Raw genomic sequence first — 26,248 nt, 5'->3', positions numbered from 1 at the left:
ACCCGGCGGATCATCGGCTTCGATGGTGACCACCCGGTCGGTCGTCCTCCTGGGTCCTTGAGGGGCCCGGGGGGAACCTCAGATCGGCCGGGTGGTTACTGTGCAGTCACTTAGCATCGCTCTGCTGACCGCACTCATCGGAGGCGCCCCATGGCTTCGCCCGACCACGAACTCGTTCCCCTGCTCGACAAGGACGGCGTACGGCTCGCCGTGGACGACGCGCTCGCCACGGTGACGCTGACCAACCCGACCAAACGCAACGCCCAAAATCCCGCTCTGTGGCGGGCGTTGGCCGAGGCCGGGAGGTTGCTGCCGGGCTCCGTCCGAGTGGTCGTGCTGCGCGGTGAGGGCAAGTCCTTCTCCGCCGGCCTCGACCGGCAGATGTTCACGCCCGAGGGGATCGAGGGCGAGCCCTCCTTCATCGATCTCGCGCGCAGTGGCGACGCCGAACTCGACGGCGCCATCGCCGAGTTCCAGGAGGGCTTCACCTGGTGGCGGCGCAACGACATCGTGTCCATCGCCGCCGTCCAGGGCCACGCCATCGGCGCGGGCTTCCAGCTCGCGCTCGCCTGTGACCTGCGCGTCGTCGCCGACGACGTGCAGTTCGCCATGCGCGAGACCAGCCTGGGCCTGGTCCCGGACCTGACCGGTACGCACCCGCTCGTGAACCTGCTCGGCTATGCCCGGGCGTTGGAGATCTGCGCGACCGGACGGTTCGTGCACGCCGAGGAGGCCGTGAGTACCGGCCTGGCGAACGTCGCCGTGCCCTTGGACCAGCTCGACGGCGCGGTGCGCGACCTGGCGGCGGCACTGCTGGCCGCGCCCCGCGACGCGGTCATCGAGACCAAGGCGCTGCTGCACGGCGCCCAGGACCGGGACTACGAAGCCCAGCGCGCCGCCGAACGGGCCGCCCAGGCACGTCGGCTGCGGGACCTGGCCGGCGTCGGTGAATGACCCCTCAGCCGACCGCGGTCACCAGCACCGCCACCGTCGGATGATCCGGTAGCGCCTGCTCCGCCTGCACGCGAACCTCCCGGGCCACGTCCAGAGCCCGGCGGTCCGCGCGCAGCGCCAGTTCGACCCGGACATGGCGGCGTGGGAGGGCGATCTCGCCCTGCCCTTCCTCGACGCGCACCGGCCGCCCCAGCAGGTCCGTCAGCCGGGCCACGCCCGGGACCGCCAGTACGGCGGCAGCCACGCGGCCTTCGTCACCGCCCCCTGCCTCCGCGGGACGCGCCGCATCGGACCGCCGTACCGGAGAGGGTTCGGTCTCCTCGTCCAGCAGGTCCGTCACCCGCAGGTCCACCTCCGCCACCGCCAGGCCGAGCCCCTCCGCCGCGGCCGCCAGAAGCGCGCGCAGGCGGTCCGCCGTCGTCGGCAGCGGCTCGGACGCCGTGGCCGCGAACTCCGCCGCGACCCGCAGCGGGCCGGGCGGCAGAGCGCTCGGTGGCGGCGGTACGGCGGGCTCGTGCGCGTCCTGCGGGTCGGCGAGCCCGATCCGCAGCGGGCCCAGAAGTACGCCGGGCAGCTCCTGAGCCGCGAGCAGGAGCACCGCTTCCACCGCCTCCTCCGAGATCCACGCGCCGTCGCGCGGGCCGCCCAGGGGCAGGAGTCTGCCCAGCCGTAGTCGCTGTCGTACCGCCTGTGTCAACCGGTCCGCCGTCATTACTCCAGCCTGCCGCATCCCTGGCGCGCGATCCCGCAACCCGGCTTACCGTGGTCGAAGAGCTACGACCGGAAGGGACGTACGGCGATGAGCGAGATGACGGAGCGGAACCGGACACGGAGCCCCGAGGGCGAGATCGAGCCGCCGGTGCAGACCCGCAAGGCCGTCAAGCGCGGCGGCGGGGACCCGGCCACCCGGGGGCGGACCACCATTGCCGACGGAGTCGTGGAGAAGATCGCCGGCATGGCCGCCCGGGACGTGGTCGGCGTACATGCGATGGGCAGTGGGCTGAGCCGCACCTTCGGGGCCGTGCGGGACCGGGTGCCCGGCGGGACCAAGGCCGTGACGCGCGGGGTCAAGGTGGAGGTCGGCGAGGTGCAGACCGCGCTCGACCTGGAGATCGTCGTCGAGTACGGCGTGGCGATCGTCGATGTGGCCCAGGCGGTGCGGGAGAACGTGATCGCGGCGGTGGAGAGGATGACCGGCCTCGAAGTCGTCGAGGTCAACATCGCGGTGAGCGACGTGAAGCTGCCGGACGAAGAGGACGAGGAGCCGGAGTCGCGGCTCCAGTGACGGACCGGGACCCGGCAACCGAACGGAGGCACCATGAGCATGGCCGTGGTCGGCATGATCGCCGGCATGGCGCTGGGCTTCGCCGGGTACTTCGGCGGGTTCGGTGCCTTCCTGCTGGTGGCGGCCCTCGGAGCCGTTGGCTTCGTCGTGGGCCGGTTCCTCGACGGGGACATGGATCTCGCCGACTTCTTCCGCACCCGTGACCGGCGTGACGGGCGGCGGTGACGTCCGTGAGCGGCGGGGCCGCAGAGCTCCGCAGACCCCCGACCGTCGTCCCGCTGGGCGAGCGCGGCGCGACCAGGATCGCTGACCGGGTCGTCGCCAAGGTCGCCGGGCAGGCGGCCCGGGAGGCGCTGGGCGAGCTGGCCGAGGACGCCTCGCCGCCGCACGCCACCGTGGTCGTCCGCCACGGTTCCGCCCGGATCCGCGTGCACCTCGAACTCGCCTACCCCTGCGACATCGGCGCCCGCTGCGGTCGGGTGCGTCGTCGTGTCGTGGAGCGGGTAAGCGCGTTGGTGGGCATGGAGGTGCCGGAGGTCGCCGTCCAGGTGGAACGGCTGCATCCGGTGACGGCGTACGGCGCGGCACAGGGGAGGACGCGATGAGCGAGCCCCAGGGCTCCGAAGGCACCACACAACGACTGCCGGTCATGGAGAAGGCGGCCGACACGGGCGGGGAGTACGAGGCTCCACCCGTGCCGGCCGGCGAACGGGACGAGGCAGGTGGCAGCGGCCGGTTCTGGTCGGCGCGCCGGGTGCCGGCCGGCATCGTGGCGCTGCTGCTCCTGGTCGTCGCGGGTGCCTTCCTGTACGACGTGGCCGCCGTGCGGGCCGACCGGGACGCCCTGGCCTGGCGCCGGGAACTGGCCCGGCAGCTCGCCGCACGGCCCCTCGACGACACCTGGGTGCTCGTCGGCGCGGGCGTCGCCGCCGCCGTCGGCCTGTGGCTGATCGTCATGGCGGTGACGCCCGGCCTGCGCGCGGTGCTGCCGATGCGGCGCACGCACGCCGACGTACGCGCCGGACTGCACCGGGAGGCGGCGGCCATGGTGCTGCGCGACCGGGCCATGGAGGTCTCCGGGGTGCAGTCGGTCCGGGTGCGGATGCGCCGCGCCCGCGCCGACGTCCGCGCGGTCTCCCACTTCCGCGAACCGGACGACGTACACGCGGACTTGGAGGCCACGCTCACCGAAGCCGTGCGGGGGCTGGGGCTGAGCAGGCCCCCCACGTTGTCGGTGCACGTGGCGCGGCCCGGAAGGAAGGGGTGAGTACGGTGCTCAGGACCGTCAACCGGGTACTGCTCGGCGTCGTCGGCCTCGTCCTGGTCGTCGTCGGGGGTTCCGTGCTCGCCGTCGGACTGGGCGCCCCGGCACCCTCCTGGTGGATCCACGACAGCCGGCACGACGTACTGCTCAGTGACGCCGAGCGCACCCGGTGGCGGGACGCCGACTGGTGGTGGCCGACCGTCCTGGCCGTGCTCGCCGTCCTGGTCCTGCTCGGCCTGTGGTGGCTGACCGCGGTCCTGCGCAGGCACCGGCTCAGCGAGGTCCTCGTCGACACCGGCGACGGCGAGGGCGCGCTGCTGCGGGGACGCGCCCTGGAGGGCGTACTGGCAGGCCATGCGGGCGAGCTGGACGGCGTCGCCGACGCCCACGTCCTGCTCACGGGCCGCCCCAGCGCCCCGGAGACCCGCGTACGCCTCCGGCTGGAACCGCATGTGGACCCGGGGGCGGCCCTCGACGACCTCACATCAGGGGCGTTGGCTCGCGCCCGCGACTCGGCGGGACTGGCGTCACTCCCGGCCGAGGTAAGGCTGAAAGGGGTCAAGCACCGTGCGGAAAGGGTCAGTTGAGCGGCTCAGAACCCGTGCCGCATCCCCCCGTCCACCGGCACCATGACCCCCGTCAGATAGGACGCGGCGGGCGAGAGCAAAAACGCGGCCGTACGCCCGAACTCCTCCGGCCTCCCGTACCGCCGCAACGGAATCCGCGACTCGTTCGCCGCCCGCGTCGCCTCGGGGTCGGCGGACAGACCGTCCAGCTCGCGCACGCGATCCGTGTCGATGCGCGCGGGAAGCAACCCCACCACCCGAATGCCCCGCGGCCCCAGCTCATCGGCGAGGGACTTGGCGAACCCGGCCAGCCCCGGCCGCAGCCCGTTCGAGATCGTCAGCCCCGGAATCGGCTCGTGCACGGACCCGGACAGCACGAACCCGATGACGCCGCCCGCATCCAGCTCACCCGCCGCCGCCCGCGCGAGCCGCACCGCGCCGAGGAACACCGACTCGAACGCCGACTGCCACTGCTCGTCCGTGTTGTCGGCGACGAACCCCGGCGCCGGCCCCCCGACGCTGACGAGGATGCCGTCGAAGCCGCCGAAGTGCTCGCGCGCGGCGGCGATCAGCCGTGCGGCCGCCTCCGGCTCGGCGTTGTCCGCGGCCACCCCGACCGCGTTCGGCCCCAGGGAGGACGTCGCGTCGGCGACGCTCTTCTCGTTCCGGCCGGTGATGACCACCTTCGCGCCGTCGGCGACCAGCTCGCGCGCGGCGGCGTTGCCGAGGCCGCGGGTGGCCCCGGTGACTACGTACACCCGGTCCTTCAGTCCAAGATCCATGGCCCCTATCCTGCCCGCTCGTCCCCGAACAGGGCGAGTGCCGTGTTCACCAGACCGATGTGACTGAACGCCTGCGGGAAGTTGCCGAGCTGCATATCCGCCACCGGGTCGTACTCCTCGGACAGCAGCCCCACGTCGTTGGCGAGACCCACCAGCCGTTCGAACAGCTCCCGCGCCTCCTTCGTACGGCCCGTCATGTGCAGCGCGTCCGCGAGCCAGAAGGAGCACGCCAGGAAGGTGCCCTCGCCGCCAGGCAGCCCGTCGACGGGCGACCCCTCGGCGCTGTAGCGGTGTACGAGCCCGCCGTGGCCCAGTTCGTCGCGGACCGCGTCGATGGTGCCGACCACGCGCGGGTCGTCGGGCGGCAGGAAGCCCACGCGCGGGATGAGCAGCAGCGCGGCGTCGAGTTCGCGCGAGCCGTAGAACTGCGTGAAGGTGTTCCGCTCGGGGTCGTAGCCCTTCTCGCACACCTGGCGGTGCACCTCGTCGCGCAGCGCGCGCCAGCCGTCCAGGTCGCCGCGCAGCTTCGGGAAGTACTCCATGGCGCGCACGGCGCGGTCGGCGGCCACCCACACCATCACCTTCGAGTGCACGAAGTGGCGGCGGCCGCCGCGCACCTCCCACAGCCCCTCGTCCGGCTGCCGCCACGACGACCGGAGGAACTCCAGCAGGACGCTCTGCATGGACCACATGTGCGGCTTCGCGGGCAGACCCGCCCGTCGTGCCAGCGACAGCGTGTCCATGACCTCGCCGTACACATCCAGCTGAAGCTGCTTCACGGCCTCGTTGCCGATCCGTACGGGCCTCGAGCCGGCGAAACCGGACAACCAGGGCAGCTCGAACTCGGGCAGCCGACGCTCGCCCGCGAGGCCGTACATGATCTGGAGGTCCGCCGGGTCGCCGGCGACCGCGCGCAGCAGCCAGTCCCGCCAGGCCTCGGCCTCGTTCTGGTAGCCGCAGGCCAGCAGGGCGCTCAGGGTGAGGGTGGAGTCGCGCAGCCAGCAGTAGCGGTAGTCCCAGTTGCGCACCCCGCCCAACTCCTCCGGCAGCGAGGTCGTGGCCGCGGCCACGATGCCGCCGGTCGGCCCGTAGGTGAGCGCCTTGAGGGTGATCAGGGAGCGGACCACGGCGTCCCGGTACGGTCCCTCGTAACGGCAGCGGGCAGCCCACGCCTGCCAGTCGGCGACGCTGGACTCCAGTGCCTCGTACGGGTCGACCAGCGGCGGGCGCGGCTCGTGCGACGGGTGCCAGGTGAGGACGAACGCGACCTTCTCGCCCTCCCCGACGGAGAACTCCGAGTGCGTACCGAAGTCCTCGCCCCAGGTGCGCACCGCGGGCTCGCTGCGCAGCCACGTCGAGTCCGGTCCCGCGACGGCCACCCGATGCCCGTCGGCCCGGCGCATCCACGGCACGATCGAGCCGTAGTCGAAGCGCAGCCGCAGTGTGCTGCGCACGGTGACCCGGCCGCCGAGGCCCTCCACCACGCGTACGAGGTCGGGGGCGTGGTGGCGCTGCGGCATCAGGTCGGTGACGCGCACGCTGCCCTCGTCGGTATCCCACTCGGTGTCGAGGACGAGGGTGCCGGGACGGTAGGCGCGCCGCGTGCACCGGTCCGCGCCCTTGGGCGCGATCCGCCAGTGGCCGTTGTCCTCGTCGCCCAGGAGCTTGGCGAAGCAGGCGGCCGAGTCGAAGCGGGGCAGGCACAGCCAGTCGACGGAGCCGTCCAGACCGACCAGAGCGGCGGTCTGTTCGTCGCCGATGAGGGCGTAGTCCTCGATACGGGGGTGCACTCAGTGCGGGTTCCCGGCGCCCCGGGGTGGCAATCCGGGGCGGGGGCCGGGTGGGTGAAGCGGGGCGGTACCGGTGGGGCGGTACCGGTGGGGCGGCTACACCGGCGCCGGTTCCGACTCCGCCGCGGCCTGCTCGGCCTCCGCCTCCCGCCGTTCGCGCAGTTCCCGTCGGACCAGGACGACCCAGCCGATCGGCACGCCCGCGGAGAACAGCCACCACTGGATGGCGTACGCGTAGTTCAGGGCCGCGTCCTCGTCACCGGGCCGGCCGATCAGCTCCGGGGTGTCGCCCTTCGGCTCGGGCGCCGTCTGGGCGATGTAGCCGCCGAGCACCTGGGCGTCGAGGCGCTGGGCCTCCTGCTCGCTGTTGATGAGCATGATCTGCCGGTCCGGCAGCCCCTTGAGGTTTTTGATCCCGCTCGCCGCGGTCGTCTCGTCGGGCATCAGCCGTCCGGTGACGGTGACCTGGCCGCCGGGCGGGGCGGGGATCTTGGGGAACGCGGTCTGGCTCGGTTCGTTCGCGGGGATCCAGCCGCGGTTGACGAGCATCACCTTGCCGTCCGTGAGGACGAACGGGGTCAGGACGTGGTAGCCGACCTCGTCGTCCGAGTTGGTGCGGCGGCGGACGACGACCTCTTCGTCGGTGTCGAAGCGGCCCTTCGCGGTCACGCGCCGGTACCGCTCGTCGGTGGTGACGGTGTGTCCGGGGGAGGTCAGCCGCTCCACGGGCACCGGGTCGGCGTTGAGCGCGTTGGAGACCAGCTGGTTCCGGGCGGTGCGCTCCTCGTAACGGTGCATCTGCCAGATACCCAGCCTGATCATCGTGGGGATCAGCAGGAGGGCGACCAGCGTGAGGATCGCCCACTGCCGGGACAACAGGAAGCGGTACACCCCACGACCGTACAACTCGGTCGTGGGGTGTCTCGAGGCGGGTACCGGAAGCAGGGCTTCCGAGGGCGGCTTCAGACCTTGTCGACGATGCCCACCTTCCCCTCCGCACGGGCGCAGTGGGCGCCGCAGAACCAGTGGCCCTCGACCTCGACGCCCTGGCCGATGATCTGCACCCGGCAGTGCTCGCAGATGGGTGCCATACGGTGGATCGCACAGGAGAAGCAGTCGAAGACATGCACGGCGCCCTGCGCGTGCACCTCGAAGGTCATCCCGTAGTTATTGCCGCAAACTTCGCAAGTCGCCATGCGCCACAGGGTGAGCGCTCGGCGCGGCCCGGGCGAGCCGGCACCGGGCGAGTCGCACGGCAATCACCCGTCCGTACGGTCGCTGCGGGGTGGCCGCGCGGTCGGCGAGGCGGCTTCCGGGGGCGGCGCCCAGGGGTCCGTACGGTCATCCCTCCGACGCCGGTTCGACGTCCCCGAGGAGTTGCCCGAACGCGGCCTCGTCCACCACCGGCGTCCCGAACTGCTTGGCCTTGACCACCTTGGACGTGCCCGAGTCCGGGTCGTTGGTGACGAGCAGGCTGGTCAGCCGGGACAGGCTGGTCGCGACATGCAGCCCGGCCTCGGTCGCGCGGTCCTCCAGCAGGTCGCGCTCGATCGAGGTGTCCCCGGAGAAGGCGATCCGCATGCCCTGCTTGAGCCTCTTGCCCTCTTCGAACCGACCCGGGTTGGGATAGGGGCATGCGGGCCTCTTGCGGGCGGGGCGCCAACTGGTCTGCCGGTAGCCGCCGTAGCCCGCCGCCTGCTGCCGGGGCACGGCCCGGTCCGTCCATTCGGTCAGCGGCCGGCACTCGTGCAGCGGCAGCCGTACGCCGCCCGCCGCCGCGGCCCTCAGGCTCGGCCGGAACGCCTCCGCAAGGACGCGCGCGTCGTCCAGCGCGTGGTGCGCGCGCTGCTGTACGACACCGAAGTGCGCCGCCAGGGCTTCCAGCTTGTAGTTGGGCAGCGGCAGGCCCAGCTCCTTGGAGAGGGCGATGGTGCACAGCCGCTGCCGCACCGGCGCCTCGCGCTCCGCGCGCGCGTACTCCCGCGCGATCATCTGCCAGTCGAAGACCGCGTTGTGCGCGACGAGCACCCGGCCGTCCAGGCGGGTCGAGAACTCCTCGGCGATCTCCTGGAAGAGGGGCGCGCTCTCCAGCACGTCGCTCGTCAGACCGTGGATCCACACCGGGCCCGGGTCCCGCTCCGGATTGACCAGCGTGTACCAGTGGTCCTCGACCTCGCCGCGCGCGTCCAGACGGTAGACGCCCGCGGAGATTATCCGGTCGTCCCGGGCCAGGCCGGTGGTCTCCACGTCAACAACCGCGTATCCCTTCGGATACGCGGCCGGCCAGGCTTTGGGGGAGGACGCTGCCCTCATGCGGTCTTCGAGCATGGTCCCTGAGGATACGGGTCGCGACTGACACTTCCCTTCCTCAGGTGCGTCGTTGGGTCCGACTGTTCGACCGCGGTTTGTCCGTGCGGCGGGTCCGGGCGCCGGGCCGTGCCGAAGTTCCCGTCCCGGCGGGCGGTTTGACCTTCGGCCGGTCCTTTGCCGGTCTCCGGTCCTCTGCCGGTTATCGGGGTCGGTACGCCGCCTGAGGCGCCCGAAGTGCGCCGCGAGGCCGCCGTCCGGCTGACGGAACGCGACGACCTGAGGACGCACGCGCGCGTGGAGCTCGGTATCGACCCCGACGAGCTGACCAACCCCTGGCACGCGGCCGCCGCGAGCTTCCTGGCCTTCACGGTGGGGGCGCTGCTGCCGCTGCTGGCGATCGTGCTGCCACCGGCGGACTGGCGGCTGGGTGTGACGGTGGGGTCGGTGCTGGTCGCGCTGGCGTTCACCGGCTGGAGCAGCGCGCGACTGGGCGCCGCGCGACCGGGCCGCGCGGTCCTGCGGAACGTGGCGGGCGGGGCGCTGGCCATGGGGGTTACGTATGCGGCGGGGGCCTTGTTGGGAGCGGCAGGGATTTGAGGACGGCGGGTCCCTTGGCGGAGATCGCCAAGAAGCAAGCGCGTACCGTCGGTAATACTTGTCAGTAACAACGTCTAGCCGCGGCCGACCAGCGGTTCTACCGTGCCCACATGCCGAACCTGCCCGATGTCGTGCTGTGGTCGATACCCGCCTTCGTACTGCTCACCGTGGTCGAGATGATCAGCGTCCGCCTCCATCCCGACGAGGACGCGGCCGGTTACGAGGCCAAGGACGCGGCCACCAGCGTCGGCATGGGGCTCGGGAGCCTGGCCTTCGACCTCCTGTGGAAGATCCCGATCGTCGCCGTCTACACGGCGGTCCACGAACTCACCCCGCTGCGGGTGCCCGTGTTGTGGTGGACCGTCCCCCTGATGCTGCTCGCGCAGGACTTCTTCTACTACTGGTCCCACCGCGGCCACCACGTCATCCGCATCCTGTGGGCCTGCCACGTCGTCCACCACTCCAGCCGCAGGTTCAACCTCACCACCGCACTGCGTCAGCCCTGGACCTCGCTGACCGTCTGGCCGTTCTACGTCCCCCTCGTGGCCGCCGGCGTGCACCCGGCCGCCCTCGCGTTCTGCTCCTCCGCGAACCTCGTCTACCAGTTCTGGATCCACACCGAGCGGATCGACAGGATGCCCCGCTGGTTCGAGTACGTCTTCAACACGCCGTCGCACCACCGGGTCCATCACGCCTCCCAGGGCGGCTATCTGGACCGCAACTTCGGCGGCATCCTCATCGTCTGGGACCGGCTCTTCGGATCATTCGTTGCCGAGACCGTGCGGCCCGTCTACGGGTTGACCAAGAACATCAACACGTTCAACCCCATCAAGGTGGCCACTCATGAGTACGTCGCCATCGTCAAGGACGTGAGGGCGGCGGCCGGTTGGCGCGAGCGCGCGGGGCGGGTGTTCGGAGGGCCCGGGTGGCAGCCGACGCCCGGACCCGCGCCGGAAGCGGCCGAGGAGACCGTGGTCGCGTGAGCGTCCGCCGCGTCCGCCGCCTCTTCCTCGCCGCTTTCGCCCTGGTCGCCACCACGGACCTCGTCTGCCTCGCCGTGGGGTCCGGCACCGGGCACACCGTCAGCAAGCCGCTCCTGATGCCCCTCCTGGCCGCGTACGCGGCATTGCGCGGCGCCCCCCGCGTTCTGCTCGCCGCCCTCCTCTTCGGCTGGGGCGGCGACACACTGCTCCTCCCCGACGCCGAGTCGGCCTTCCTCGCCGGCATGGCTTCCTTCGCGGCCGGCCACATCTGCTATCTAGTCCTGTTCAAGGCGTACGGCTACAGGGCCTACGGTGACGCACGCGCGCGTGGCGGTCTCCTCGTCCCCGTCTACGCCACCGCCCTGCTCGCCACCGTGGCCTCGCTCTGGCCGGACCTGCCCGCCGACCTCCGCGTCCCCGTCGCCGGCTACAGCCTCCTGCTCACGGCCATGGCCTATGCGGCCGCGACCCGGCTCGGCCTCGTCGCCGGCCTGGGCGGCGCGCTCTTCCTGCTGTCCGACACCCTGATCGCGACCGGCGTGGCCGACTGGCCCCAGCCGCCGCGACCCGAGCTCTGGATCATGATCACTTACATGGCCGCGCAGTTCCTGCTGGTCGCCGGCGCACTCGGTGTCCTTGACCACCGCCCGGCGCCGGCGACGTCGTACGGAGGTGTGCGCTCGATCATCCCCTGAGTGAACCTCACCAGCGGATCGGCACCGGCAGCGCCGTCAGCAGCCCCGACACCGCGACCACCACGCCCAGCGCGACGACCTCCGCGCGCGCGGGCGAACAGGCGGTCAGTGGGTCGGCGGCCCGGGCGAGCCGGATCCTGGCCCACAGGGCGAGCACGGCGACCGCGGCCACGAGGAGCACCTTGGCCAGCAGGACGCGCCCGTACGCCGTCGTCGTGAGCTGTTCCAGGATCGTGTCCGACGGCATCCGGCGCAGCGAACTCCACACGCCCGTCGCGGTGATGGCGGCGAGCAGAACGGCCGCCACGCGCGCGTAGAGCCCCAGTAGTGCCACGCCCGCATCCGAGGGACCCCACGTCCGCAGCGTCCGCATGGCGTACAGCAGGCCGCCCGTCCACAGCGCCGCGCACGTCAGATGCACCAGCGTCAGCCCGGAGCCGACCAGCGGACCCTGTTCGGTCGTGGGATGCGCGCGCAGGGCCTCCGCCACGATCACCGCGGCCAGCGGCCACATCTGCGTCGCGGGCCGCGCCGCGAGGGCGCACAGCCCCACCGCGAGGAACGCGTTGACCTCGATCAGCGCGAGCTTGCCGTCGCGGGACTCGTAGAGGCCGCCGACGTCGATCTCGGCGATGCCGTCGGGCACCAGGTTCCCCGTCGCCACGACCGACGCGAGCCCCAGCGCGGCGACGAAACCGGCGGCTGCCGCGTACGGCGCCCAACTGCGGGGCGCGGCCTCGGGAGCGCCGGGCAGGAAACGGACCAGCCGGCGCACGAACAACTCGCCCACCGGCACGCACAGCGCCGCGAACAGCGCCGTACGCAGCAGGGCGACTCCTCCGGCGCCGGGCGCGGCGGCCTCCCCGGTGTCCTGCAGCGCCGCGGACGGCCCGAGCAGCGGTATCAGGGCGGCCAGCACCACCAGGAGCAGCACGGCGACGGCCCGGCCGGTGCCGGTACGCCATACGGGCTCGCTCGCGTCGGACACCCCGGACGTGGGTCTTGTCAACGTCACCTCGAAATCCTCACCGGCCGTCACAGAACCGGGCAAGTCAAGGAAAGCAACTGGGGCTACGGCATTGCGCCCATCGGTACGTTTGCGGCCGGACCGTGACTCAGTTCCAGCGCGGCGCGTCCGCCCCCCACGGCCCCGGCGGCCGCGCCCAGTCCACCGGGCCGCCCTCGAAGGAGGCGGGCGACAGTGCGTACCGCAACCGCCCGAGTCCACTGTCCGTCTCCGCCAGCCAGGCGCGGGGCCCGTCGTACGGGGCACCCTGGACGCCACTCGTCGCGCTCCCGCTCCCGCCCCCGTCCGTCAGCCACCGGGCAGTCCGGGCCAGCGCCAGCCGTACGACCCGACTTCCGCCCTCGTGGGACTGCTCGGTCAGCGCCCGCAGCACGGCCGCCGCCATCAGGTATCCCGTCCCGTGGTCCAGGGCCTGTGCCGGCAGCGCGCCAGGCTCCTCCACCGAGCCCTCGACCGCGGCGATCCCCGTGGCCACCTGGACCAGGCTGTCGAATCCGCGCCGCCCGCCCCACGGCCCGTAGGCGCCCCACGCCGACAACTGCGCCACGATCATCCCGGGCCGCCGCTCGGCCAGTGCCTGAGCCGACAGGCCGAACCGGTCCAGTGCACCCGGCCGGTACCCGGTGACGACCACGTCCGCCGCCTCGAGCAGCTCCTCGAAGGCGCGCCGGTCGGTCACGAGGTCGAGGGTCGCCGACCGCTTCCCGAAGCCCGTGTCCGTGTGCTGGTCGCGGAGTTCCGGAAGCCGCGGGGCGTCGACGCGCAGTACGTCAGCACCCAGCAGGGCGAGCGTGCGGGTGGCGACCGGGCCCGCGATGACCCGGGTCAGGTCGAGGACACGCAGTCCGGCGGCGGGAAGCAGGGGAGGGGGAGTCGTGCCGATCGGGGCGAGCACGCGCGCGTGCGCGCAGTCCAGCCGCTCGCGCTCGATCAGCGGCCGTCCGGCCACCGCGACACCCTGTGGGTGCGCGGCCCACTCCTCGGGAGTGCGCAAGGCGACAGCGAGGCCGCCGGCCGCGTACACGGCCTCCTCGACCTCCGGGGCCGACCGCTCGGCGAACGCCGCCGCCACGGCCGCCACGTTCTCCGGCACCCCCAACGCGCCGAGCAGCCGCGCTCGATGGTGAGGGTAGTTCGCGTGCGTGCGCACCCATCCGTCCGCCGTCCGCCAGAACCGTGACAGCGGTGCGAAGGTGACCGGCGCCCGCCCGTCGACCAGCAGATGCCGCTCACTGACGAACGCCGTCGCCACGGCCCCGTCGTCCACCCGCACACCGGGCACCTGCGAGAGCCCGGCCCGCCGCGCCCCGAGCTCGGCGGCGGCCAGCGCGCACGCGCCCACGCAGGCCCGCGCCAACTCCCGTACGGGAAGGCGCCCTTGAAGAGCGCCTTCCCGCACCACGGTCGACACACGCGGGAGAAGGGCGGGATCGCCACCCAGCGCGGACCAGGCGGACTCGATGTCAGTCATGACCGCACTATGCAGTATTGACCGAGTCAACAGATTGACCTGGTCGACCCGCTACTTGAACGGTCGGCCTACTTGGTCACCGCGTCCAGCGCGTCCGCGGTACCCCACCCGTAGAAGCCGTTGTAGTTCTTCGTCCCCTCGCACACCGCGTCGATCTTTCCGTCGCTGTTGATGTCGTACGGGTCCGTGCACGGCGTGGCGTCGGCCTCGGCGTACAGGAGCGCCTTCACCAGGGCCGGCGAGGCGTGCGGGTGCGTCGACTTGATCAGGGCGGCGACGGCCGCGACGTGCGGGCTCGCCATCGACGTACCGGCCATGTAGCCCCACTTGCCGCCGGGCAGCGTGCCCAGGATCAGACCGCTGGTCGCGGGAGCCTCCGGCTTCTGGTAGGCCGTCGAGTCGCCGCCGGGCGCGGCGATGTCGATGACGCCCAGACCGTGGTTGGAGAAGGACGACTTGATGCCCTTGGCACCGGTCGCAGCGACCGTCACGACACCCGGCAGCTGGGTCGGTATGTCAAGGCACTTCGACGGGTCGATCACCCGGTCAGAGGCAGTGGCGTCGTTCGGCGAGACCGGGTCGGTGATCTCGTCGGCCGCGAGGTCGTAGTTCTCGTTGCCGGCCGCGGCGACGTTGACCGTGCCCTTCTTCTCCGCATACCGCGAGGCCCGGCCGACCGCGTCGACGAGCGCCTTCTGGTCCGGGTCGTTCGTGCAGTTGAAGTACCAGGGGTCGGTGTAATAGCTGTTGTTGGTCACGTCGACGTCGTGCGTGGCCGCCCACATGAAGCCGCACACCACGGCCTCGGTGTAGAAGTAGCCGGCCGTGGTCGACACCTTGATGCCGGCGACCTTCACGCCGGGCGCGACGCCCGTCATGCCGACGTCGTTCTTGGCGGCCGCGATCTCACCGGCCACATGCGTGCCGTGCGGGCTCTCCGACGCGCTCGGCCGCCACGCCCCGTCGGCGGTGTCGGGCTTGCCCGTCACGCAGTTGACCGACGCGGCACGGTCGAAGTTCGGCGCGATGTCGGGGTGCGTGTCGTCGACGCCGGTGTCGATCACGGCGACGGTCACCTTGCTGCTGCCCAGGGACTTCTCGTGCGCCTTGTCCGCCTTGATGGCGGGCAGGTCCCACTGCAGGGGCTCCAGCGGGTCCTGCCCGGCGGCGGCCTTGGCCTCGGCGGCGGCGACCTCTGTCGCGCTGAGCGTCTTCGGCGTGCCCAGGTCGGTCGTCGACTGGGCGGGCAGCGGGGCGTTGCGGGTGTTGCCGGCCGACTCGACGCCCTTCACCTTGCGGATGGTCCTGGCGAAGTCGGCGTTCGACGAGTGGACGACGATCACGCCGATCTGGTCGTACGACGTCACGATCGTGCCGCCGGCCTCGGAGATGGCCTTCTTGAGGTGCGCGGAAGGGCCGTGCCCGGGGCGGACGTTGACCACGTAGCTGAGGGCGGTGGCGTCGTCCGTGGCCGCGGAGGCGAGGACGTCGTTCACCGCGCCGGTGACGCCGGCCACGGTGCCAGGTATGTCGGCCGCGGACGCCGTGGCGCCCGGCAGGAACGCCAGAGCCGTCGTCAGGGCCATGCCGAGGGGTATGGCGACCGCGCGGCGGTAGCGCGGGTGAGGCGCTGTCATGTGTCAGTGTCTCCAGTTCATTCGCGGATGAGACGGACCGTGCGGGGAGTCCGGAGGGGCGAGGTGCCCCAGGGGGTGGGTGTTACTTCACCGCGCGCAGGGCGTTGACGATGCCGTACCCGTAGAAGCCGTTGACGTACGTGCCGCCCTTGCACACCGCGTCCTGCGTGCCGTTGCCGTCCTGGTCGTACGACTCCGGGCAGGCGGTGGCGGTCGCCTGCGCCTTGAGCAGCACCTGGAGCTGGGCCGATGTCGCCTGCGGGTGCGTCGACTTCAGCAGCGCGGCCACGCCCGCGGCGTGCGGGGAAGCCATCGACGTGCCCTGGAGGAAGGCGTACTGGCCGTTCGGCATGGTGGACAGGATGCGGCCGTTCTTCGACGGCGTGTCGGGTATCTGGTAGAGCCGGTCGCCGCCCGGCGCGGCGACGTCGATGACACCCTTGCCGTACGAGGAGTAGTACGACTTGAGGTTCTGCACGCCCGTCGCGCTGACCGTGACGACACCCGGCAGCTGCGTCGGCACGTCGAAGCACTCGTGCGGGTCGATGGTCCGCTCGACCGGCGTGGAGTCGTCGGGGCTGGAGTCGTCGACGATCGCGTCGGAGTCCAGATCGTGGTTGGAGTTGCCCGCCGACGCGAGGTTGAGCAGACCCTTGTGCTGTGCGTACAGCTGCGCCCTGTTGACCGCATCGACGATGGCCCGCTGGTCGGGGTCGTCCATGCAGTTGTACAGCCACGGGTCGACGTAGTAGCTGTTGTTCGTGATCTCGACGCCGTGGTCGGCGGCGAACACGAAGGCGCACACGACGCTCTCCGGGTAGAAGAGGCCGTTGTCGGGGTCGCTCACCTTGATGCCGGAGACCTTGACGCCCGGAGCCACACCGGCGACGCCGATGCCGTTGCGGGCCGCGGCTATCTCCCCCGCCACGTGCGTGCCGTGGTAGTCCTCCGCGGTGTACGGACGCCAGGCGCCCTCGCTGGTGTCCGCGACACCGCCGACGCAGTTGGCCGACTGGGACGCGGAGAAGTTCGGAGCGAGGTCCGGGTGGGTGTCGTCGACGCCGGTGTCGATCACGGCGACGGTCACCTTGCTGCTGCCCGGATTGATCTTCGCGGCCTTGTCGGCGCCGATCGCGCGGAGGTCCCACTGGTCGGCTTCAAGTGGCTCGCTGTCGGGCGTCGCCGCGGACGCGCGCTCGACCTTCGCGACCTGATCCTTCGACAGGAACTGCGCAGAGCCCTCGTCCGTCGTGCCCGCGGCGGTCAGCGGCGTGGTGCGGGTGGCACCCGCCGACTGCGCCCCGCGTACCGCGCGTATCTTCTTGCCGAAGTCCGGGTTCGACGAGTGGGCGACGATCACGCCGATCTTCTCGTACGTGATCACGACGGTGCCGCCGGCCGCGGTCACCGCCTTCTTCACCGCCTCGATGGTGCGGTGGTCCAGCTTGGTGTTGACGACGTACGCCAGGTTGGGCGCGTCCACCGCCTGAGCGGAGGTCTCCGCCTGCGGGGCGGCCGTTGCGGCCGCCGTGGGCAGAAAGCCCAGCGAGGCAGTCAACGACAGTACGACGGGCACGGCAAGGGCGAGGCGGCGTCTGGAACGCAGATGAGGCATGGGGTCTCCACATCATCCGGAAACGAAACCGGCCCGAGGCACAGGTGGTGCTCGGGCAGGTACATGACGGGTGTACAGGCCCGAAGCTATCTTCCGAAGTCGCTGGCCAGCAATGACTTGTGGGAGGTGACTTCGGAAAGAAGGCCTCGTTGTTGAACCGGTCCTTGCGCGCCGCCGTGACCTTGGGCAGGGACCGCGAGGACACTCGCCCCCGATCCCCGTCACAACCGCATCCGCAACGCGAGGAGACTCCGTGGCCACCGACGCACCGCCCCCCTCGAAACAGCAACACAAACTCCCCTCACCGGAGGAGTTCAACGAGGTGGCTCAGAGCGCGGAGTTCGGTGAACTGCGCCGCTCCTACCGCTCCTTCGCCTTTCCGCTGACCATCGGCTTCATCGCCTGGTACCTGCTGTACGTCCTCCTGTCGAACTACGCGGGCGACTTCATGGGCACCAAGCTGTTCGGCAACATCAACGTCGCCTTCGTCTTCGGCATCGCCCAGTTCCTCACGACGTTCCTCATCGCCTGGTGGTACTCGCGGCACGCCGCCGCGAAGCTCGACCCCAAGGCCGAGGCCATCAAGTCCCGAATGGAGGGCGGCGCATGAGCCCCGCGATCACCCTGGCAGCCGGCGAGGCCAGCGAGCACCGGCCACTGATCATCTCCCTGTTCGCGGTGTTCGTCCTCGCGACCCTCGTCATCACCGTCTGGGCGGGCCGGCAGACCAAGGACGCCGCCGACTTCTACGCCGGCGGACGCCAGTTCAGCGCCTTCCAGAACGGCCTCGCGGTCTCCGGCGACTACATGTCGGCCGCCTCGTTCCTCGGCATCGCGGGCGCCATCGCCCTGTTCGGCTACGACGGCTTCCTGTACTCCATCGGCTTCCTGGTCGCCTGGCTGGTCGCACTGCTCCTGGTGGCGGAGCCCCTGCGCAACTCCGGCCGCTACACCATGGGTGACGTCCTGGCGTACCGCATGCGCCAGCGCCCGGTCCGTACGGCGGCCGGCACCTCCACGATCGTCGTCTCGATCTTCTACCTGCTGGCGCAGATGGCGGGCGCGGGCGTCCTCGTCTCGCTGCTGCTCGGCATCACCTCCGACACCGGCAAGGTCCTCATCGTCGCCCTCGTCGGCGTCCTGATGATCGTGTACGTCTCCATCGGCGGCATGAAGGGCACTACCTGGGTGCAGATGGTCAAGGCCGTGCTGCTCATCAGCGGCACCATCCTGATCACCTTCCTGGTGCTGCTGAAGTTCAACTTCAACATCTCCGACCTGCTCGGCACGGCCGCCGAGAACAGCGGCAAGGGCAGTGCCTTCCTGGAGCCCGGACTCCAGTACGGCGCGACCGGCACCACCAAGCTGGACTTCATCTCCCTCGGCATCGCCCTGGTGCTCGGCACCGCCGGGCTGCCGCACATCCTGATCCGCTTCTACACGGTGCCCAATGCCAAGGCCGCCCGGAAGTCCGTGAACTGGGCGATCGGCATCATCGGCGGCTTCTACCTGATGACCATCGCGCTCGGCTTCGGCGCCGCGGCGCTGATCTCCCAGGACGAGATCATCGCCTCCAACCCGTCCGGCAACACGGCGGCACCCCTGCTCGCCCTCCACCTCGGCGGCGTCGACTCCGCCTGGGGAGCGATCCTGCTCGCCACGATCTCGGCGGTGGCCTTCGCGACGATCCTCGCCGTGGTCGCCGGCCTCACCCTGGCCTCGTCCTCTTCGTTCGCCCACGACATCTACGCGAACGTCATCAAGAAGGGCAAAGCCACCGAGAAGCAGGAGATGAGGGCGGCCCGGCTGGCGACCATCGGCATCGGTGCCGCCTCCATCCTCCTGGGCGCCCTCGCCCGCGACCTGAACGTGGCCGGCCTTGTCGCCCTCGCCTTCGCGGTCGCCGCCTCCGCCAACCTGCCCACGATCCTCTACAGCCTGTTCTGGAAGCGGTTCACCACCCAAGGCGCCCTGTGGTCGATCTACGGCGGTCTCGTCGTCGCCGTCGGCCTGGTGCTGTTCTCGCCCGTGGTCTCCGGCGACCCCAAGGCGATGTTCCCCGACGTCGACTTCGCCTGGTTCCCGCTGAAGAACCCCGGCATCATCTCGATCCCGTTCGGCTTCGTGATGGGCTGGCTCGGCACGGTCCTGTCCAAGGAGGAGCCGGACACCGCCAAGTTCGCCGAACTGGAGGTCCGGTCCATGACCGGTACCGGCGCGCACTGAGTCCCACCCGCGTTCGCCCCCTGAGCGGCCGCGTCGTAGATCCCTACGACGCGGCCGCGTCCTACGTCGTGGGATCGGGCCCTGTCGTTGTCAGTGGGGTCGCGTAGGCTCGCAGGTGTCGGAAACTTTGTGATCCGCGAGGGAGGGGGCCCACGTGCTCATCGACACCTACGGCCGGGTGGCCACCGACTTGAGGGTCTCGCTGACCGACCGGTGCAATCTGCGCTGCACCTACTGCATGCCCGAGGAAGGCCTGCAGTGGCTCGCCAAGCCCGACCTGCTCACGGACGACGAGATCGTCCGGCTCATCGACATCGCCGTCACCTCCCTCGGCATCAGGGAAGTCCGCTTCACCGGCGGTGAACCCCTGCTGCGCCCCGGACTGGTCGGCATCGTCGAGCGCGTCGCCGCCATCGAGCCGCGCCCCCAGATGTCCCTCACCACCAACGGCATCGGCCTCAAGCGCACCGCGGCGGCCCTGAAGGCGGCGGGCTTGGACCGGGTCAACGTCTCCCTGGACACCCTGCGCCCCGAGGTCTTCAAGACCCTCACCCGACGGGACCGCCACAAGGACGTCATCGAGGGCCTGCACGCCGCCCGCGACGCGGACCTGACCCCCGTCAAGGTCAACTCGGTCCTGATGCCGGGGCTGAACGAGGACGAGGCCCCGGACCTGCTGGCCTGGGCGGTGGAGCACGACTACGAACTGCGCTTCATAGAGCAGATGCCCCTGGACGCCCAGCACGGCTGGAAGCGCGACGGCATGATCACGGCGGGAGACATCCTGGCGTCCCTCCGCACCCGCTTCGAGCTCACCGAAGAGGGCTCCGACGAGCGCGGCTCGGCCCCCGCCGAACGCTGGCTCGTCAACGGCGGACCGCACCGCGTCGGCGTCATCGCCTCCGTCACCCGCCCGTTCTGCGCGGCCTGCGACCGCACCCGCCTGACGGCCGACGGCCAGATACGCACCTGCCTGTTCGCCACGGAGGAGACCGACCTGCGCGCCGCCCTGCGCTCCGACGCCCCCGACGAGGAGATCGCCCGCATCTGGCGCCTGGCCATGTGGGGCAAGAAGGCGGGCGCGGGCCTGGATGATCCGTCGTTCATCCAGCCGGACCGGCCGATGTCGGCGATCGGCGGCTAGGGCCCAGCCGGCCTTCCTGCGGACATGGTCAAGAGGCCGCGCTGGGGGCTGCTAAGAGGCTTCGGAGGACTCCCACTCCGACAGCAGGACCACGTCCTGCAAAAACCCCCGGACCCCGAGAAACTGTGACAGGTGCTCCCGGTGCTCCTCGCACGCGAGCCACGTCTTGCGCCGCTCCGGCGTATGGATCTTCGGGTTGTTCCACGCCAGCACCCACACGGCGTCGGCACGGCAGGCCTTGGCGGAACAGATCGGGGTTTCGTCACTCACCGGTTCGTCTCACAGATGGATCAAAAAGGCGACGCCGAGCAGCCACGGGGGGAGCTGCCCGGCGTCGGTCCGTCGCTCCGACGGGGGATGCGGAGCGCCTACGAAGTATGTCACGGGTAACCCGTCGCCCGGCACCGGAACAACATGATTGATCTGAGCTTTTCTTGAGCTTGGCGAGGGCCTGACTTCGGGTTGTGGCCCACCCGCCGACGCCGCGTCACGCACCCTCGGCGACACGTATGATCAGGCACGTTCGTGCGGCTCGTTCCGTGCGGCCGACCCCGGATCGGCCACCACGTCCTCCGGGACGGGTTCCGTGAAACCGTCCTCCGCACCAGGCGGAGTGATCATCGGCCGGGTGGGCGCGGCCACGAACGTCGACGGGGGCGACGGCGCGTTCTCCCGCCCCGCGTTGGCGATCACCACGGCGATATACGGGAGGATCGCCCCGAGTACCAGGGCGACGATCGCGACGTGCCGTTCGACGTTCCACAGCGACACCGCGAGGATCACCGACAGCGTACGGACCGTCATCGAGATGACGTACCGGCGCTGCCGTCCGCGCACATCGTCCTGGAGGCTCGCCCGGGCGCCGGTGATCCGGAACACCTGGACGTTGCCGCCACCATGCTGCTTCCGCATCACGTTCCACCATCCGCCCGCATCCGACTTTTCCCGCCCCGTACCGGTCCGCCCCCGGTCGGGGAACGGCACCCGGACAGCACCCACGTTACGCCGGGCCTGCGCCGCCTACGAGACCGGGTCACCGCCAACCTGGACGAACGCCTTCGGCCGCAGCGCGTACGGCGTCCTCGGCCGCGACGCGTACGGCCGTACCCGGCATGCGCCGTACCGCGACCGGACCGACACTGGGCGTAATGCTCAGTCGAGCCGTACGAGGAGGCAGCCATGGGCTGGTTGTGGGCCATCATCGTGGGATTCGTACTGGGTCTGATCGCGAAGGCGATCATCCCGGGCAAGCAGCACAGCCCTCTCTGGCTGACCACGATCTTCGGCATCCTCGGCGCGATCGTCGGCAACGCCGTCGCCCGCGCGGCCGGCGTCGACGCCACCTCCGGCGTCGACTGGATGCGGCACCTGTTCCAGGTCATCGCCGCGGTCGTCATCGTCTCCCTGGGCGACATGGCCTACCTGGCGACGCTCGGCCGCGACAAACAGCGAACCTGAGGACAGGCACGTCGAAGGGGGCGGTCTCCCGCACGGGAAGCCGCCCCCTTCGGTCTGTCCAGGAACCGCGGTCTGTCTAGGAGCCCGTGACCTCGACCGCCGCCAGGTTCTTCTTGCCCCGGCGCAGCACCAGCCAGCGCCCGTGCAGCAGGTCCTCCTTGGCGGGGACGGCGTCCTCCGCGGCGACCTTCGCGTTGTTCACGTAGGCGCCGCCCTCCTTGACCGTGCGGCGCGCGGCCGACTTGCTGGCCACGAGACCGACCTCGGCGAACAGATCGACCACCGGGCCGAGCTCGGCGACCTGGGTGTGCGGCACCTCGGACAGGGCCGCGGCCAGCGTCTTCTCGTCGAGGTCCGCCAGCTCCCCTTGGCCGAAGAGGGCCTTGGACGCGGCGATCACGGCGGCCGTCTGCTCGGCGCCGTGCACCAGCGTCGTCAGCTCCTCGGCGAGCGCACGCTGCGCGGCACGCGCCTGCGGACGCTCCTCGGTCTGCCGCTCCAGCTCCTCGATCTCCGCACGGGAGCGGAAGCTGAAGATCCGCAAGAACTTGGAGAGATCCCGGTCGTCCGCGTTCAGCCAGAACTGGTAGAAGGCGTACGGCGTGGTCATCTCGGGGTCGAGCCAGACCGTGCCGGACTCCGTCTTGCCGAACTTGGTGCCGTCCGCCTTGGTGATCAGAGGCGTGCCCACGGCGTGCACCACGGCGTCGGGCTCGACCCGGTGGATCAGGTCGGTGCCGGAGGTGAGGTTGCCCCACTGGTCGCTGCCGCCGGTCTGCAGCGTGCAGCCGTACCTCCGGTACAGCTCCAGGAAGTCCATGCCCTGCAGGATCTGGTAGCTGAACTCGGTGTAGCTGATGCCCTCCTGGGACTCCAGACGCCGGGCGACGGCCTCCTTGGCGATCATCTTGTTGACCCGGAAGTGCTTGCCGATGTCCCGCAGGAACTCGATGGCCGACAGGCCCTGGGTCCAGTCCAGGTTGTTGACCATGACCGCCGCGTTCGGCCCTTCGAAGTCGAGCAGGGGCTCGATCTGCGCGCGCAGCCGCTCGACCCACTGGGCCACGACCTCGGGTGCGTTCAGCGTGCGCTCCGAGTTCGGCTTCGGGTCGCCGATCAGGCCCGTGGCGCCCCCGACCAGGCCCAGCGGACGGTTGCCCGCCTGCTGGATCCGGCGCATCGTGAGGATCTGCACGAGGTTGCCGAGGTGCAGGCTGGGCGCGGTCGGGTCGAAGCCGCAATAGAACGTGACGGGACCGTCCGCGAACGCCTTGCGCAATGCGTCCTCGTCAGTGGAGAGGGCGATAAGCCCGCGCCACTTCAGTTCGTCGACGATGTCCGTCACGGTTCTCGTATCTCCTAAGATGATCTTCGGGCAGCCGAACGACTACCGGCTACGAGGTTATACGCCCCGACTGACAGAGCTCATATTGAAGTCCGGCACCCTCAGGGCCGGCATCGCAGCCCTAGTGAACCAGTCGCTCCACTCCCTCGGCAGCGTCTTTTCCGTGCGCCCGGCCTCGACGGCCCGGCCCAGCAGGCCGACCGGCGACTCGTTGAACCGGAAGTTGTTGACCTCGCCGCTCACCTCGCCGTTCTCGACGAGGTAGACGCCGTCCCGGGTCAGACCGGTCAGCAGCAGCGTCGCCGGATCGACCTCGCGGATGTACCACAGGCAGGTCAGCAGCAGCCCGCGCTCGGTGCTCGCGACCATCTCCTCCAGGGACTTGTCCTCGCCCCCGTCGAGGATCAGGTTGTCGATGCCCGGCGCGACCGGCAGCCCGGTCAGCTCGGCGCTGTGCCGGCTGGTGAGCAGGTTGCTCAGCTCGCCCCGGCGCACCCACTCGGTGGAGGTCAGCGGCAGCCCGTTGTCGAACACCGACGAGTCGCCCCCGGAGGAGTGCGCCAGCACGAACGGCGCCGACTCCAGACCCGGCTCGTTCGGATCGCTGCGCAGTGTCAGTGGCAGGTCGGTGAGCTTCTCGCCCACGCGCGTGCCGCCGCCCGGCTTGGAGAACACCGTGCGGCCCTCCGCCGCGTCCCGGCCCGACGCCGACCACATCTGGTAGATCAGCAGGTCCGCCACGGCGGTCGGCGGCAGCAGCGTCTCGTACCGCCCGGCGGGCAGGTCGATCCGGCGCTCCGCCCACCCGAGGCGTACGGCCAGCTCGGCGTCCAGCGCCGCCGGGTCGACGTCCTTGAAGTCCCGCGTCGAGCGGCCCGCCCAGGCCGAGCGCGTACGGTCCGGCGACTTGGCGTTCAGCTCCAGCGTCCCGTTGGGCTGGTCGTGGCGCAGCCGCAGCCCCGTCGACGTACCGAGGTAGCTGGAGACCAGCTCGTGGTTGGCGAAGCCGTACAGCTCGCGTCCGCCCCCGCGCGCGCGTGCGAACGCCTCACCGAGCGCCGGAGCGAAGTCGGCGAACACGGCGGAGGAGGTCTCGGCGGGCGCGTCCGTGAAGTCGGGCGACTCGGGCACGCCGGTGACCAGCGGCCGGGCGTCCTCGGCGGGCTGGGCGCCGCGCGCGGCGGCCTCGGCGGCCCGCACCAGGGGCTCCAGCTCGTCCGGGGTCACGGCAGACCGCGAGACGACACCGGAGGCCGTGCCCTCCTTGCCGTCGACGGTCGCGATGACGGTGAGCGTACGGCCCCGGGTGACGCCGTTCGTGGTGAGGGCGTTGCCCGCCCAGCGCAGGTTGGCGGTCGACTGTTCGTCGGCGATGACCACACAGCCGTCGGCCCGGGACAGCGCGAGGGCCCGCTCGACGATCTCGTGCGGCTTGTTCGTACGAGGACTCATCGACCGGCCTCCTGCGTGGTGTCGAAACTGTGCTTTCCCGGGGACTGAGGCCTCAGCGGCTGCCGCCGCGGGCCCCCGGACCCCCGGCCGATTCCGGACCTGACGCTCATCGACCGGCCTCCTGGGTCGTATTGAGGATGTTGACGCCCCTGAAGAGAGCCGACGGGCAGCCGTGGGAGACGGCCGCGACCTGGCCGGGTTGGGCCTTGCCGCAGTTGAACGCACCGCCGAGGACGTACGTCTGCGGACCGCCCACCGCGGCCATGGAGCCCCAGAAGTCGGTGGTCGTGGCCTGGTAGGCGACGTCCCGCAGCTGTCCGGCGATCCGTCCGTTCTCGATTCTGAAGAACCGCTGCCCGGTGAACTGGAAGTTGTAGCGCTGCATGTCGATCGACCAGGAGCGGTCGCCCACGACGTAGATCCCGCGCTCCACCCCGCCGATCAGATCCTCGGTGGACATCCCGGCCGGGTCCGGCTGCAGGGACACGTTCGCCATGCGCTGCACGGGCACGTGCCCGGGGGAGTCGGCGAAGGCGCACCCGTTGGACCGCTCGAACCCGGTCAGCCGCGCGATGCGCCGGTCCAGCTGGTAGCCGACCAGCGTGCCGTTGCCGACCAGGTCCCAGGACTGTGCCTCGACGCCCTCGTCGTCGTACCCGACGGTCGCCAGGCCGTGCTCGGCGGTGCGGTCACCCGTGACGTTCATCAGCTCGGAGCCGTACCTCAGCTTCCCCAACTGGTCGAAGGTGGCGAAGGAGGTGCCGGCGTAGGCGGCCTCGTAGCCGAGCGCCCGGTCCAGCTCGGTGGCGTGCCCGATGGACTCGTGGATGGTCAGCCACAGGTTGGAGGGATCGACGACCAGGTCGTAGACGCCAGACTCGACGCTGGGCGCCCGCATCTTCTCGGCCAGCAGTTCCGGGATCCGCTCCAGCTCCGCGTCCCAGTCCCAGCCGGTGCCGGTGAGGTACTCCCAGCCGCGCCCGACGGGCGGCGCGATGGTCCGCATGGAGTCGAACTCGCCGCTCGACTCGTCGACGGACACGGCGGTCAGCTGCGGGTGCAGCCGTACCCGCTGCTGCGTGGTGACGGTCCCGGCCGTGTCGGCGTAGAACTTGTTCTCATGGACGGTGAGCAGCGAGGCGTCCACGTGATTCACGCCGTCCGCGGCCAGCAGCCGCGCGCTCCACTCCGCCAGCAGCACCGACTTCTCCTCGTCGGGCACGGCGAACGGATCGATCTCGTACGACGAGATCCACGTCTTCTCGGCGTGGACGGGCTCGTCCGCCAGCTCCACCCGCTCGTCCGACCCGGCCGCCTTGATCACCTGGGCGGACAACTTCGCCATCTGCACCGCCTGCGAGGCGACCTTGGCGGCGGCGTCCAGCGTCAGATCCACACCCGACGCGAACCCCCACGTCCCGCCGTGCACGACCCGCACCGCGTATCCGAGATCGGTGGTGTCCGACGTCCCGGAGGGCTTCGCGTCCCGCAGCCGCCAGGACGCGCTGCGCACCCGCTCGAACCGGAAGTCCGCGTGCTCCGCGCCCAGCGCACGCGCGCGTGCCAACGCGGCATCGGCCAGGGGGCGTAGGGGAAGCGCCGTGAAGGCTTCGTCGATCGTATGAGGCACGGGGGTCTCCCTGGTGT

Annotated in this window: 27 protein-coding genes and 1 pseudogene; 13 read left to right on the top strand and 15 right to left on the bottom strand. The window is 70.9% G+C overall.

All coding sequences use genetic code 11. The annotated features are described in order from the left end of the window. Positions 1-150 precede the first annotated feature (150 nt). Positions 151-954: an enoyl-CoA hydratase/isomerase family protein gene (locus tag ACFYO2_RS00270; RefSeq protein WP_388341934.1), complete on the top strand. Its 804-nt coding sequence runs from the start codon at positions 151-153 to the stop codon at positions 952-954. 4 nt (positions 955-958) lie between these two features. Here ACFYO2_RS00270 and ACFYO2_RS00265 read toward each other — a convergent pair whose 3' ends face one another. After that, complete coding sequence (locus tag ACFYO2_RS00265; protein ID WP_388341932.1) at positions 959-1,666, bottom strand: nucleopolyhedrovirus P10 family protein; 708 nt, start codon at positions 1,664-1,666, stop codon at positions 959-961. 87 nt (positions 1,667-1,753) lie between these two features. On the opposite strand from ACFYO2_RS00265, the gene ACFYO2_RS00260 reads away from it, so the two are divergent. The 5 genes from ACFYO2_RS00260 to amaP are packed head-to-tail and all read left to right on the top strand — an operon-like array spanning position 1,754 to position 4,090. Continuing rightward, the gene (locus ACFYO2_RS00260; protein WP_388341930.1) at positions 1,754-2,239 is read left to right on the top strand and encodes an Asp23/Gls24 family envelope stress response protein; all 486 of its coding nucleotides are present in this window, start codon (positions 1,754-1,756) and stop codon (positions 2,237-2,239) included. A 33-nt stretch (positions 2,240-2,272) separates the two neighbouring features. After that, positions 2,273-2,464, top strand: a complete 192-nt coding sequence (locus ACFYO2_RS00255) for a hypothetical protein (RefSeq protein ID WP_388341927.1) — start codon at positions 2,273-2,275, stop codon at positions 2,462-2,464. After that, on the top strand, positions 2,461-2,844 hold the full coding sequence (locus tag ACFYO2_RS00250; RefSeq protein WP_388341925.1) for a hypothetical protein: 384 nt from the start codon (positions 2,461-2,463) through the stop codon (positions 2,842-2,844). Before ACFYO2_RS00255 ends, ACFYO2_RS00250 begins: the two co-directional genes overlap by 4 nt. Continuing rightward, a complete protein-coding gene (locus tag ACFYO2_RS00245; RefSeq protein WP_388341923.1) occupies positions 2,841-3,506 on the top strand; it encodes a DUF6286 domain-containing protein in 666 nt (221 codons plus the stop codon). The genes ACFYO2_RS00250 and ACFYO2_RS00245 overlap by 4 nt, the downstream gene beginning before the upstream one ends. A 5-nt stretch (positions 3,507-3,511) precedes the next feature. Continuing rightward, entirely contained in the window at positions 3,512-4,090 is a 579-nt protein-coding gene (gene amaP, locus ACFYO2_RS00240; protein WP_388343868.1) for an alkaline shock response membrane anchor protein AmaP, read from the top strand. A 5-nt stretch (positions 4,091-4,095) separates the two neighbouring features. On the opposite strand, the gene ACFYO2_RS00235 is transcribed toward amaP, so the two are convergent. From ACFYO2_RS00235 to ACFYO2_RS00215, 5 genes are all read right to left on the bottom strand, one after another. After that, complete coding sequence (locus ACFYO2_RS00235) at positions 4,096-4,851, bottom strand: SDR family oxidoreductase (RefSeq protein ID WP_388341920.1); 756 nt, start codon at positions 4,849-4,851, stop codon at positions 4,096-4,098. A 5-nt stretch (positions 4,852-4,856) separates the two neighbouring features. Next, the gene (locus tag ACFYO2_RS00230; protein ID WP_388341919.1) at positions 4,857-6,641 is read right to left on the bottom strand and encodes a glycoside hydrolase family 15 protein; all 1,785 of its coding nucleotides are present in this window, start codon (positions 6,639-6,641) and stop codon (positions 4,857-4,859) included. Between the two features lie 96 nt (positions 6,642-6,737). Then, entirely contained in the window at positions 6,738-7,532 is a 795-nt protein-coding gene (locus ACFYO2_RS00225; protein ID WP_388341917.1) for an SURF1 family protein, read from the bottom strand. Positions 7,533-7,603: 71 nt separating this feature from the next. After that, positions 7,604-7,837, bottom strand: coding sequence for a hypothetical protein (locus ACFYO2_RS00220; RefSeq protein WP_388341914.1), 234 nt, complete (start codon positions 7,835-7,837; stop codon positions 7,604-7,606). A gap of 145 nt (positions 7,838-7,982) precedes the next feature. Beyond that, positions 7,983-8,969 (bottom strand): DEDDh family exonuclease, encoded by a 987-nt coding sequence (locus ACFYO2_RS00215; RefSeq protein ID WP_388341912.1) that lies wholly within the window; start codon positions 8,967-8,969, stop codon positions 7,983-7,985. Positions 8,970-9,182: 213 nt separating this feature from the next. Here ACFYO2_RS00215 and ACFYO2_RS00210 point away from each other — a divergent pair. The 3 genes and pseudogenes from ACFYO2_RS00210 to ACFYO2_RS00200 all read left to right on the top strand — a co-directional run. Continuing rightward, positions 9,183-9,548, top strand: a pseudogene (locus ACFYO2_RS00210) (VIT1/CCC1 transporter family protein); the annotation flags it as partial. A 110-nt stretch (positions 9,549-9,658) separates the two neighbouring features. Beyond that, complete coding sequence (locus ACFYO2_RS00205; RefSeq protein ID WP_388341909.1) at positions 9,659-10,531, top strand: sterol desaturase family protein; 873 nt, start codon at positions 9,659-9,661, stop codon at positions 10,529-10,531. Continuing rightward, positions 10,528-11,226: a lysoplasmalogenase gene (locus ACFYO2_RS00200; RefSeq protein ID WP_388341906.1), complete on the top strand. Its 699-nt coding sequence runs from the start codon at positions 10,528-10,530 to the stop codon at positions 11,224-11,226. The genes ACFYO2_RS00205 and ACFYO2_RS00200 overlap by 4 nt, the downstream gene beginning before the upstream one ends. A 7-nt stretch (positions 11,227-11,233) precedes the next feature. On the opposite strand, the gene ACFYO2_RS00195 is transcribed toward ACFYO2_RS00200, so the two are convergent. From ACFYO2_RS00195 to ACFYO2_RS00180, 4 genes are all read right to left on the bottom strand, one after another. Next, positions 11,234-12,241: a CopD family protein gene (locus ACFYO2_RS00195; protein WP_388341904.1), complete on the bottom strand. Its 1,008-nt coding sequence runs from the start codon at positions 12,239-12,241 to the stop codon at positions 11,234-11,236. Between the two features lie 100 nt (positions 12,242-12,341). Then, positions 12,342-13,724, bottom strand: a complete 1,383-nt coding sequence (locus ACFYO2_RS00190; RefSeq protein ID WP_388341902.1) for a CoA transferase — start codon at positions 13,722-13,724, stop codon at positions 12,342-12,344. Positions 13,725-13,792: 68 nt separating this feature from the next. Continuing rightward, positions 13,793-15,361 (bottom strand): S8 family serine peptidase, encoded by a 1,569-nt coding sequence (locus ACFYO2_RS00185; RefSeq protein ID WP_388341900.1) that lies wholly within the window; start codon positions 15,359-15,361, stop codon positions 13,793-13,795. 82 nt (positions 15,362-15,443) lie between these two features. After that, positions 15,444-16,976 (bottom strand): S8 family serine peptidase, encoded by a 1,533-nt coding sequence (locus ACFYO2_RS00180; RefSeq protein WP_388341897.1) that lies wholly within the window; start codon positions 16,974-16,976, stop codon positions 15,444-15,446. A 253-nt stretch (positions 16,977-17,229) separates the two neighbouring features. On the opposite strand from ACFYO2_RS00180, the gene ACFYO2_RS00175 reads away from it, so the two are divergent. The 3 genes from ACFYO2_RS00175 to moaA all read left to right on the top strand — a co-directional run bounded on the left by ACFYO2_RS00175 (position 17,230) and on the right by moaA (position 20,346). Next, positions 17,230-17,586 carry a DUF485 domain-containing protein gene (locus ACFYO2_RS00175; protein ID WP_388341894.1) on the top strand — a complete coding sequence of 119 codons (357 nt, stop codon included), beginning with the start codon at positions 17,230-17,232 and terminating at the stop codon, positions 17,584-17,586. Further along, the gene (locus tag ACFYO2_RS00170) at positions 17,583-19,202 is read left to right on the top strand and encodes a cation acetate symporter (RefSeq protein WP_388341891.1); all 1,620 of its coding nucleotides are present in this window, start codon (positions 17,583-17,585) and stop codon (positions 19,200-19,202) included. The genes ACFYO2_RS00175 and ACFYO2_RS00170 overlap by 4 nt, the downstream gene beginning before the upstream one ends. Positions 19,203-19,356: 154 nt before the next feature. Further along, positions 19,357-20,346, top strand: coding sequence for a GTP 3',8-cyclase MoaA (gene moaA / locus ACFYO2_RS00165; protein ID WP_388341889.1), 990 nt, complete (start codon positions 19,357-19,359; stop codon positions 20,344-20,346). Positions 20,347-20,397: 51 nt separating this feature from the next. Here the strand turns inward: moaA and ACFYO2_RS00160 are convergent, their stop codons facing one another. Together ACFYO2_RS00160 and ACFYO2_RS00155 are read right to left on the bottom strand one after the other, a co-directional pair. Then, complete coding sequence (locus ACFYO2_RS00160; protein WP_388341887.1) at positions 20,398-20,616, bottom strand: hypothetical protein; 219 nt, start codon at positions 20,614-20,616, stop codon at positions 20,398-20,400. Between the two features lie 243 nt (positions 20,617-20,859). After that, the gene (locus ACFYO2_RS00155; protein ID WP_388341885.1) at positions 20,860-21,258 is read right to left on the bottom strand and encodes a DUF3099 domain-containing protein; all 399 of its coding nucleotides are present in this window, start codon (positions 21,256-21,258) and stop codon (positions 20,860-20,862) included. Between the two features lie 267 nt (positions 21,259-21,525). Between ACFYO2_RS00155 and ACFYO2_RS00150 the strand changes: the two genes are divergently transcribed. Further along, positions 21,526-21,804: a GlsB/YeaQ/YmgE family stress response membrane protein gene (locus tag ACFYO2_RS00150; RefSeq protein WP_388341883.1), complete on the top strand. Its 279-nt coding sequence runs from the start codon at positions 21,526-21,528 to the stop codon at positions 21,802-21,804. Positions 21,805-21,880: 76 nt separating this feature from the next. Here ACFYO2_RS00150 and tyrS read toward each other — a convergent pair whose 3' ends face one another. The 3 genes from tyrS to ACFYO2_RS00135 all read right to left on the bottom strand — a co-directional run bounded on the left by tyrS (position 21,881) and on the right by ACFYO2_RS00135 (position 26,231). Then, positions 21,881-23,149, bottom strand: coding sequence for a tyrosine--tRNA ligase (tyrS, locus tag ACFYO2_RS00145; RefSeq protein ID WP_388341881.1), 1,269 nt, complete (start codon positions 23,147-23,149; stop codon positions 21,881-21,883). Positions 23,150-23,206: 57 nt separating this feature from the next. Next, positions 23,207-24,601, bottom strand: a complete 1,395-nt coding sequence (locus tag ACFYO2_RS00140; protein ID WP_388341879.1) for a metallopeptidase TldD-related protein — start codon at positions 24,599-24,601, stop codon at positions 23,207-23,209. 106 nt (positions 24,602-24,707) lie between these two features. Continuing rightward, a complete protein-coding gene (locus ACFYO2_RS00135; RefSeq protein WP_388341877.1) occupies positions 24,708-26,231 on the bottom strand; it encodes a TldD/PmbA family protein in 1,524 nt (507 codons plus the stop codon). Positions 26,232-26,248: the final 17 nt, after the last annotated feature.

Origin of the sequence: Streptomyces sp. NPDC006602 (assembly GCF_042870385.1) — a bacterium.
Taxonomy (GTDB): Bacteria; Actinomycetota; Actinomycetes; order Streptomycetales; family Streptomycetaceae; genus Streptomyces.
Note: the sequence above shows the minus strand (reverse complement) of the source record. Positions and strands in the feature narration are given on the sequence as shown.

Excerpts from the sequence above, each read along its gene's own strand:
- ACFYO2_RS00270 (WP_388341934.1), top strand. The coding sequence starts at position 151 with ATGGCTTCGCCCGACCACGAACTCGTTCCCCTGCTCGACAAGGACGGC.
- ACFYO2_RS00265 (WP_388341932.1), bottom strand. The coding sequence starts at position 1,666 with ATGACGGCGGACCGGTTGACACAGGCGGTACGACAGCGACTACGGCTG.
- ACFYO2_RS00260 (WP_388341930.1), top strand. The coding sequence starts at position 1,754 with ATGAGCGAGATGACGGAGCGGAACCGGACACGGAGCCCCGAGGGCGAG.
- ACFYO2_RS00255 (WP_388341927.1), top strand. The coding sequence starts at position 2,273 with ATGAGCATGGCCGTGGTCGGCATGATCGCCGGCATGGCGCTGGGCTTC.
- ACFYO2_RS00245 (WP_388341923.1), top strand. The coding sequence starts at position 2,841 with ATGAGCGAGCCCCAGGGCTCCGAAGGCACCACACAACGACTGCCGGTC.
- ACFYO2_RS00235 (WP_388341920.1), bottom strand. The coding sequence starts at position 4,851 with ATGGATCTTGGACTGAAGGACCGGGTGTACGTAGTCACCGGGGCCACC.
- ACFYO2_RS00220 (WP_388341914.1), bottom strand. The coding sequence starts at position 7,837 with ATGGCGACTTGCGAAGTTTGCGGCAATAACTACGGGATGACCTTCGAG.
- ACFYO2_RS00215 (WP_388341912.1), bottom strand. The coding sequence starts at position 8,969 with ATGCTCGAAGACCGCATGAGGGCAGCGTCCTCCCCCAAAGCCTGGCCG.
- ACFYO2_RS00205 (WP_388341909.1), top strand. The coding sequence starts at position 9,659 with ATGCCGAACCTGCCCGATGTCGTGCTGTGGTCGATACCCGCCTTCGTA.
- ACFYO2_RS00190 (WP_388341902.1), bottom strand. The coding sequence starts at position 13,724 with ATGACTGACATCGAGTCCGCCTGGTCCGCGCTGGGTGGCGATCCCGCC.
- ACFYO2_RS00185 (WP_388341900.1), bottom strand. The coding sequence starts at position 15,361 with ATGACAGCGCCTCACCCGCGCTACCGCCGCGCGGTCGCCATACCCCTC.
- ACFYO2_RS00180 (WP_388341897.1), bottom strand. The coding sequence starts at position 16,976 with ATGCCTCATCTGCGTTCCAGACGCCGCCTCGCCCTTGCCGTGCCCGTC.
- ACFYO2_RS00170 (WP_388341891.1), top strand. The coding sequence starts at position 17,583 with ATGAGCCCCGCGATCACCCTGGCAGCCGGCGAGGCCAGCGAGCACCGG.
- ACFYO2_RS00155 (WP_388341885.1), bottom strand. The coding sequence starts at position 21,258 with ATGCGGAAGCAGCATGGTGGCGGCAACGTCCAGGTGTTCCGGATCACC.
- ACFYO2_RS00150 (WP_388341883.1), top strand. The coding sequence starts at position 21,526 with ATGGGCTGGTTGTGGGCCATCATCGTGGGATTCGTACTGGGTCTGATC.
- ACFYO2_RS00140 (WP_388341879.1), bottom strand. The coding sequence starts at position 24,601 with ATGAGTCCTCGTACGAACAAGCCGCACGAGATCGTCGAGCGGGCCCTC.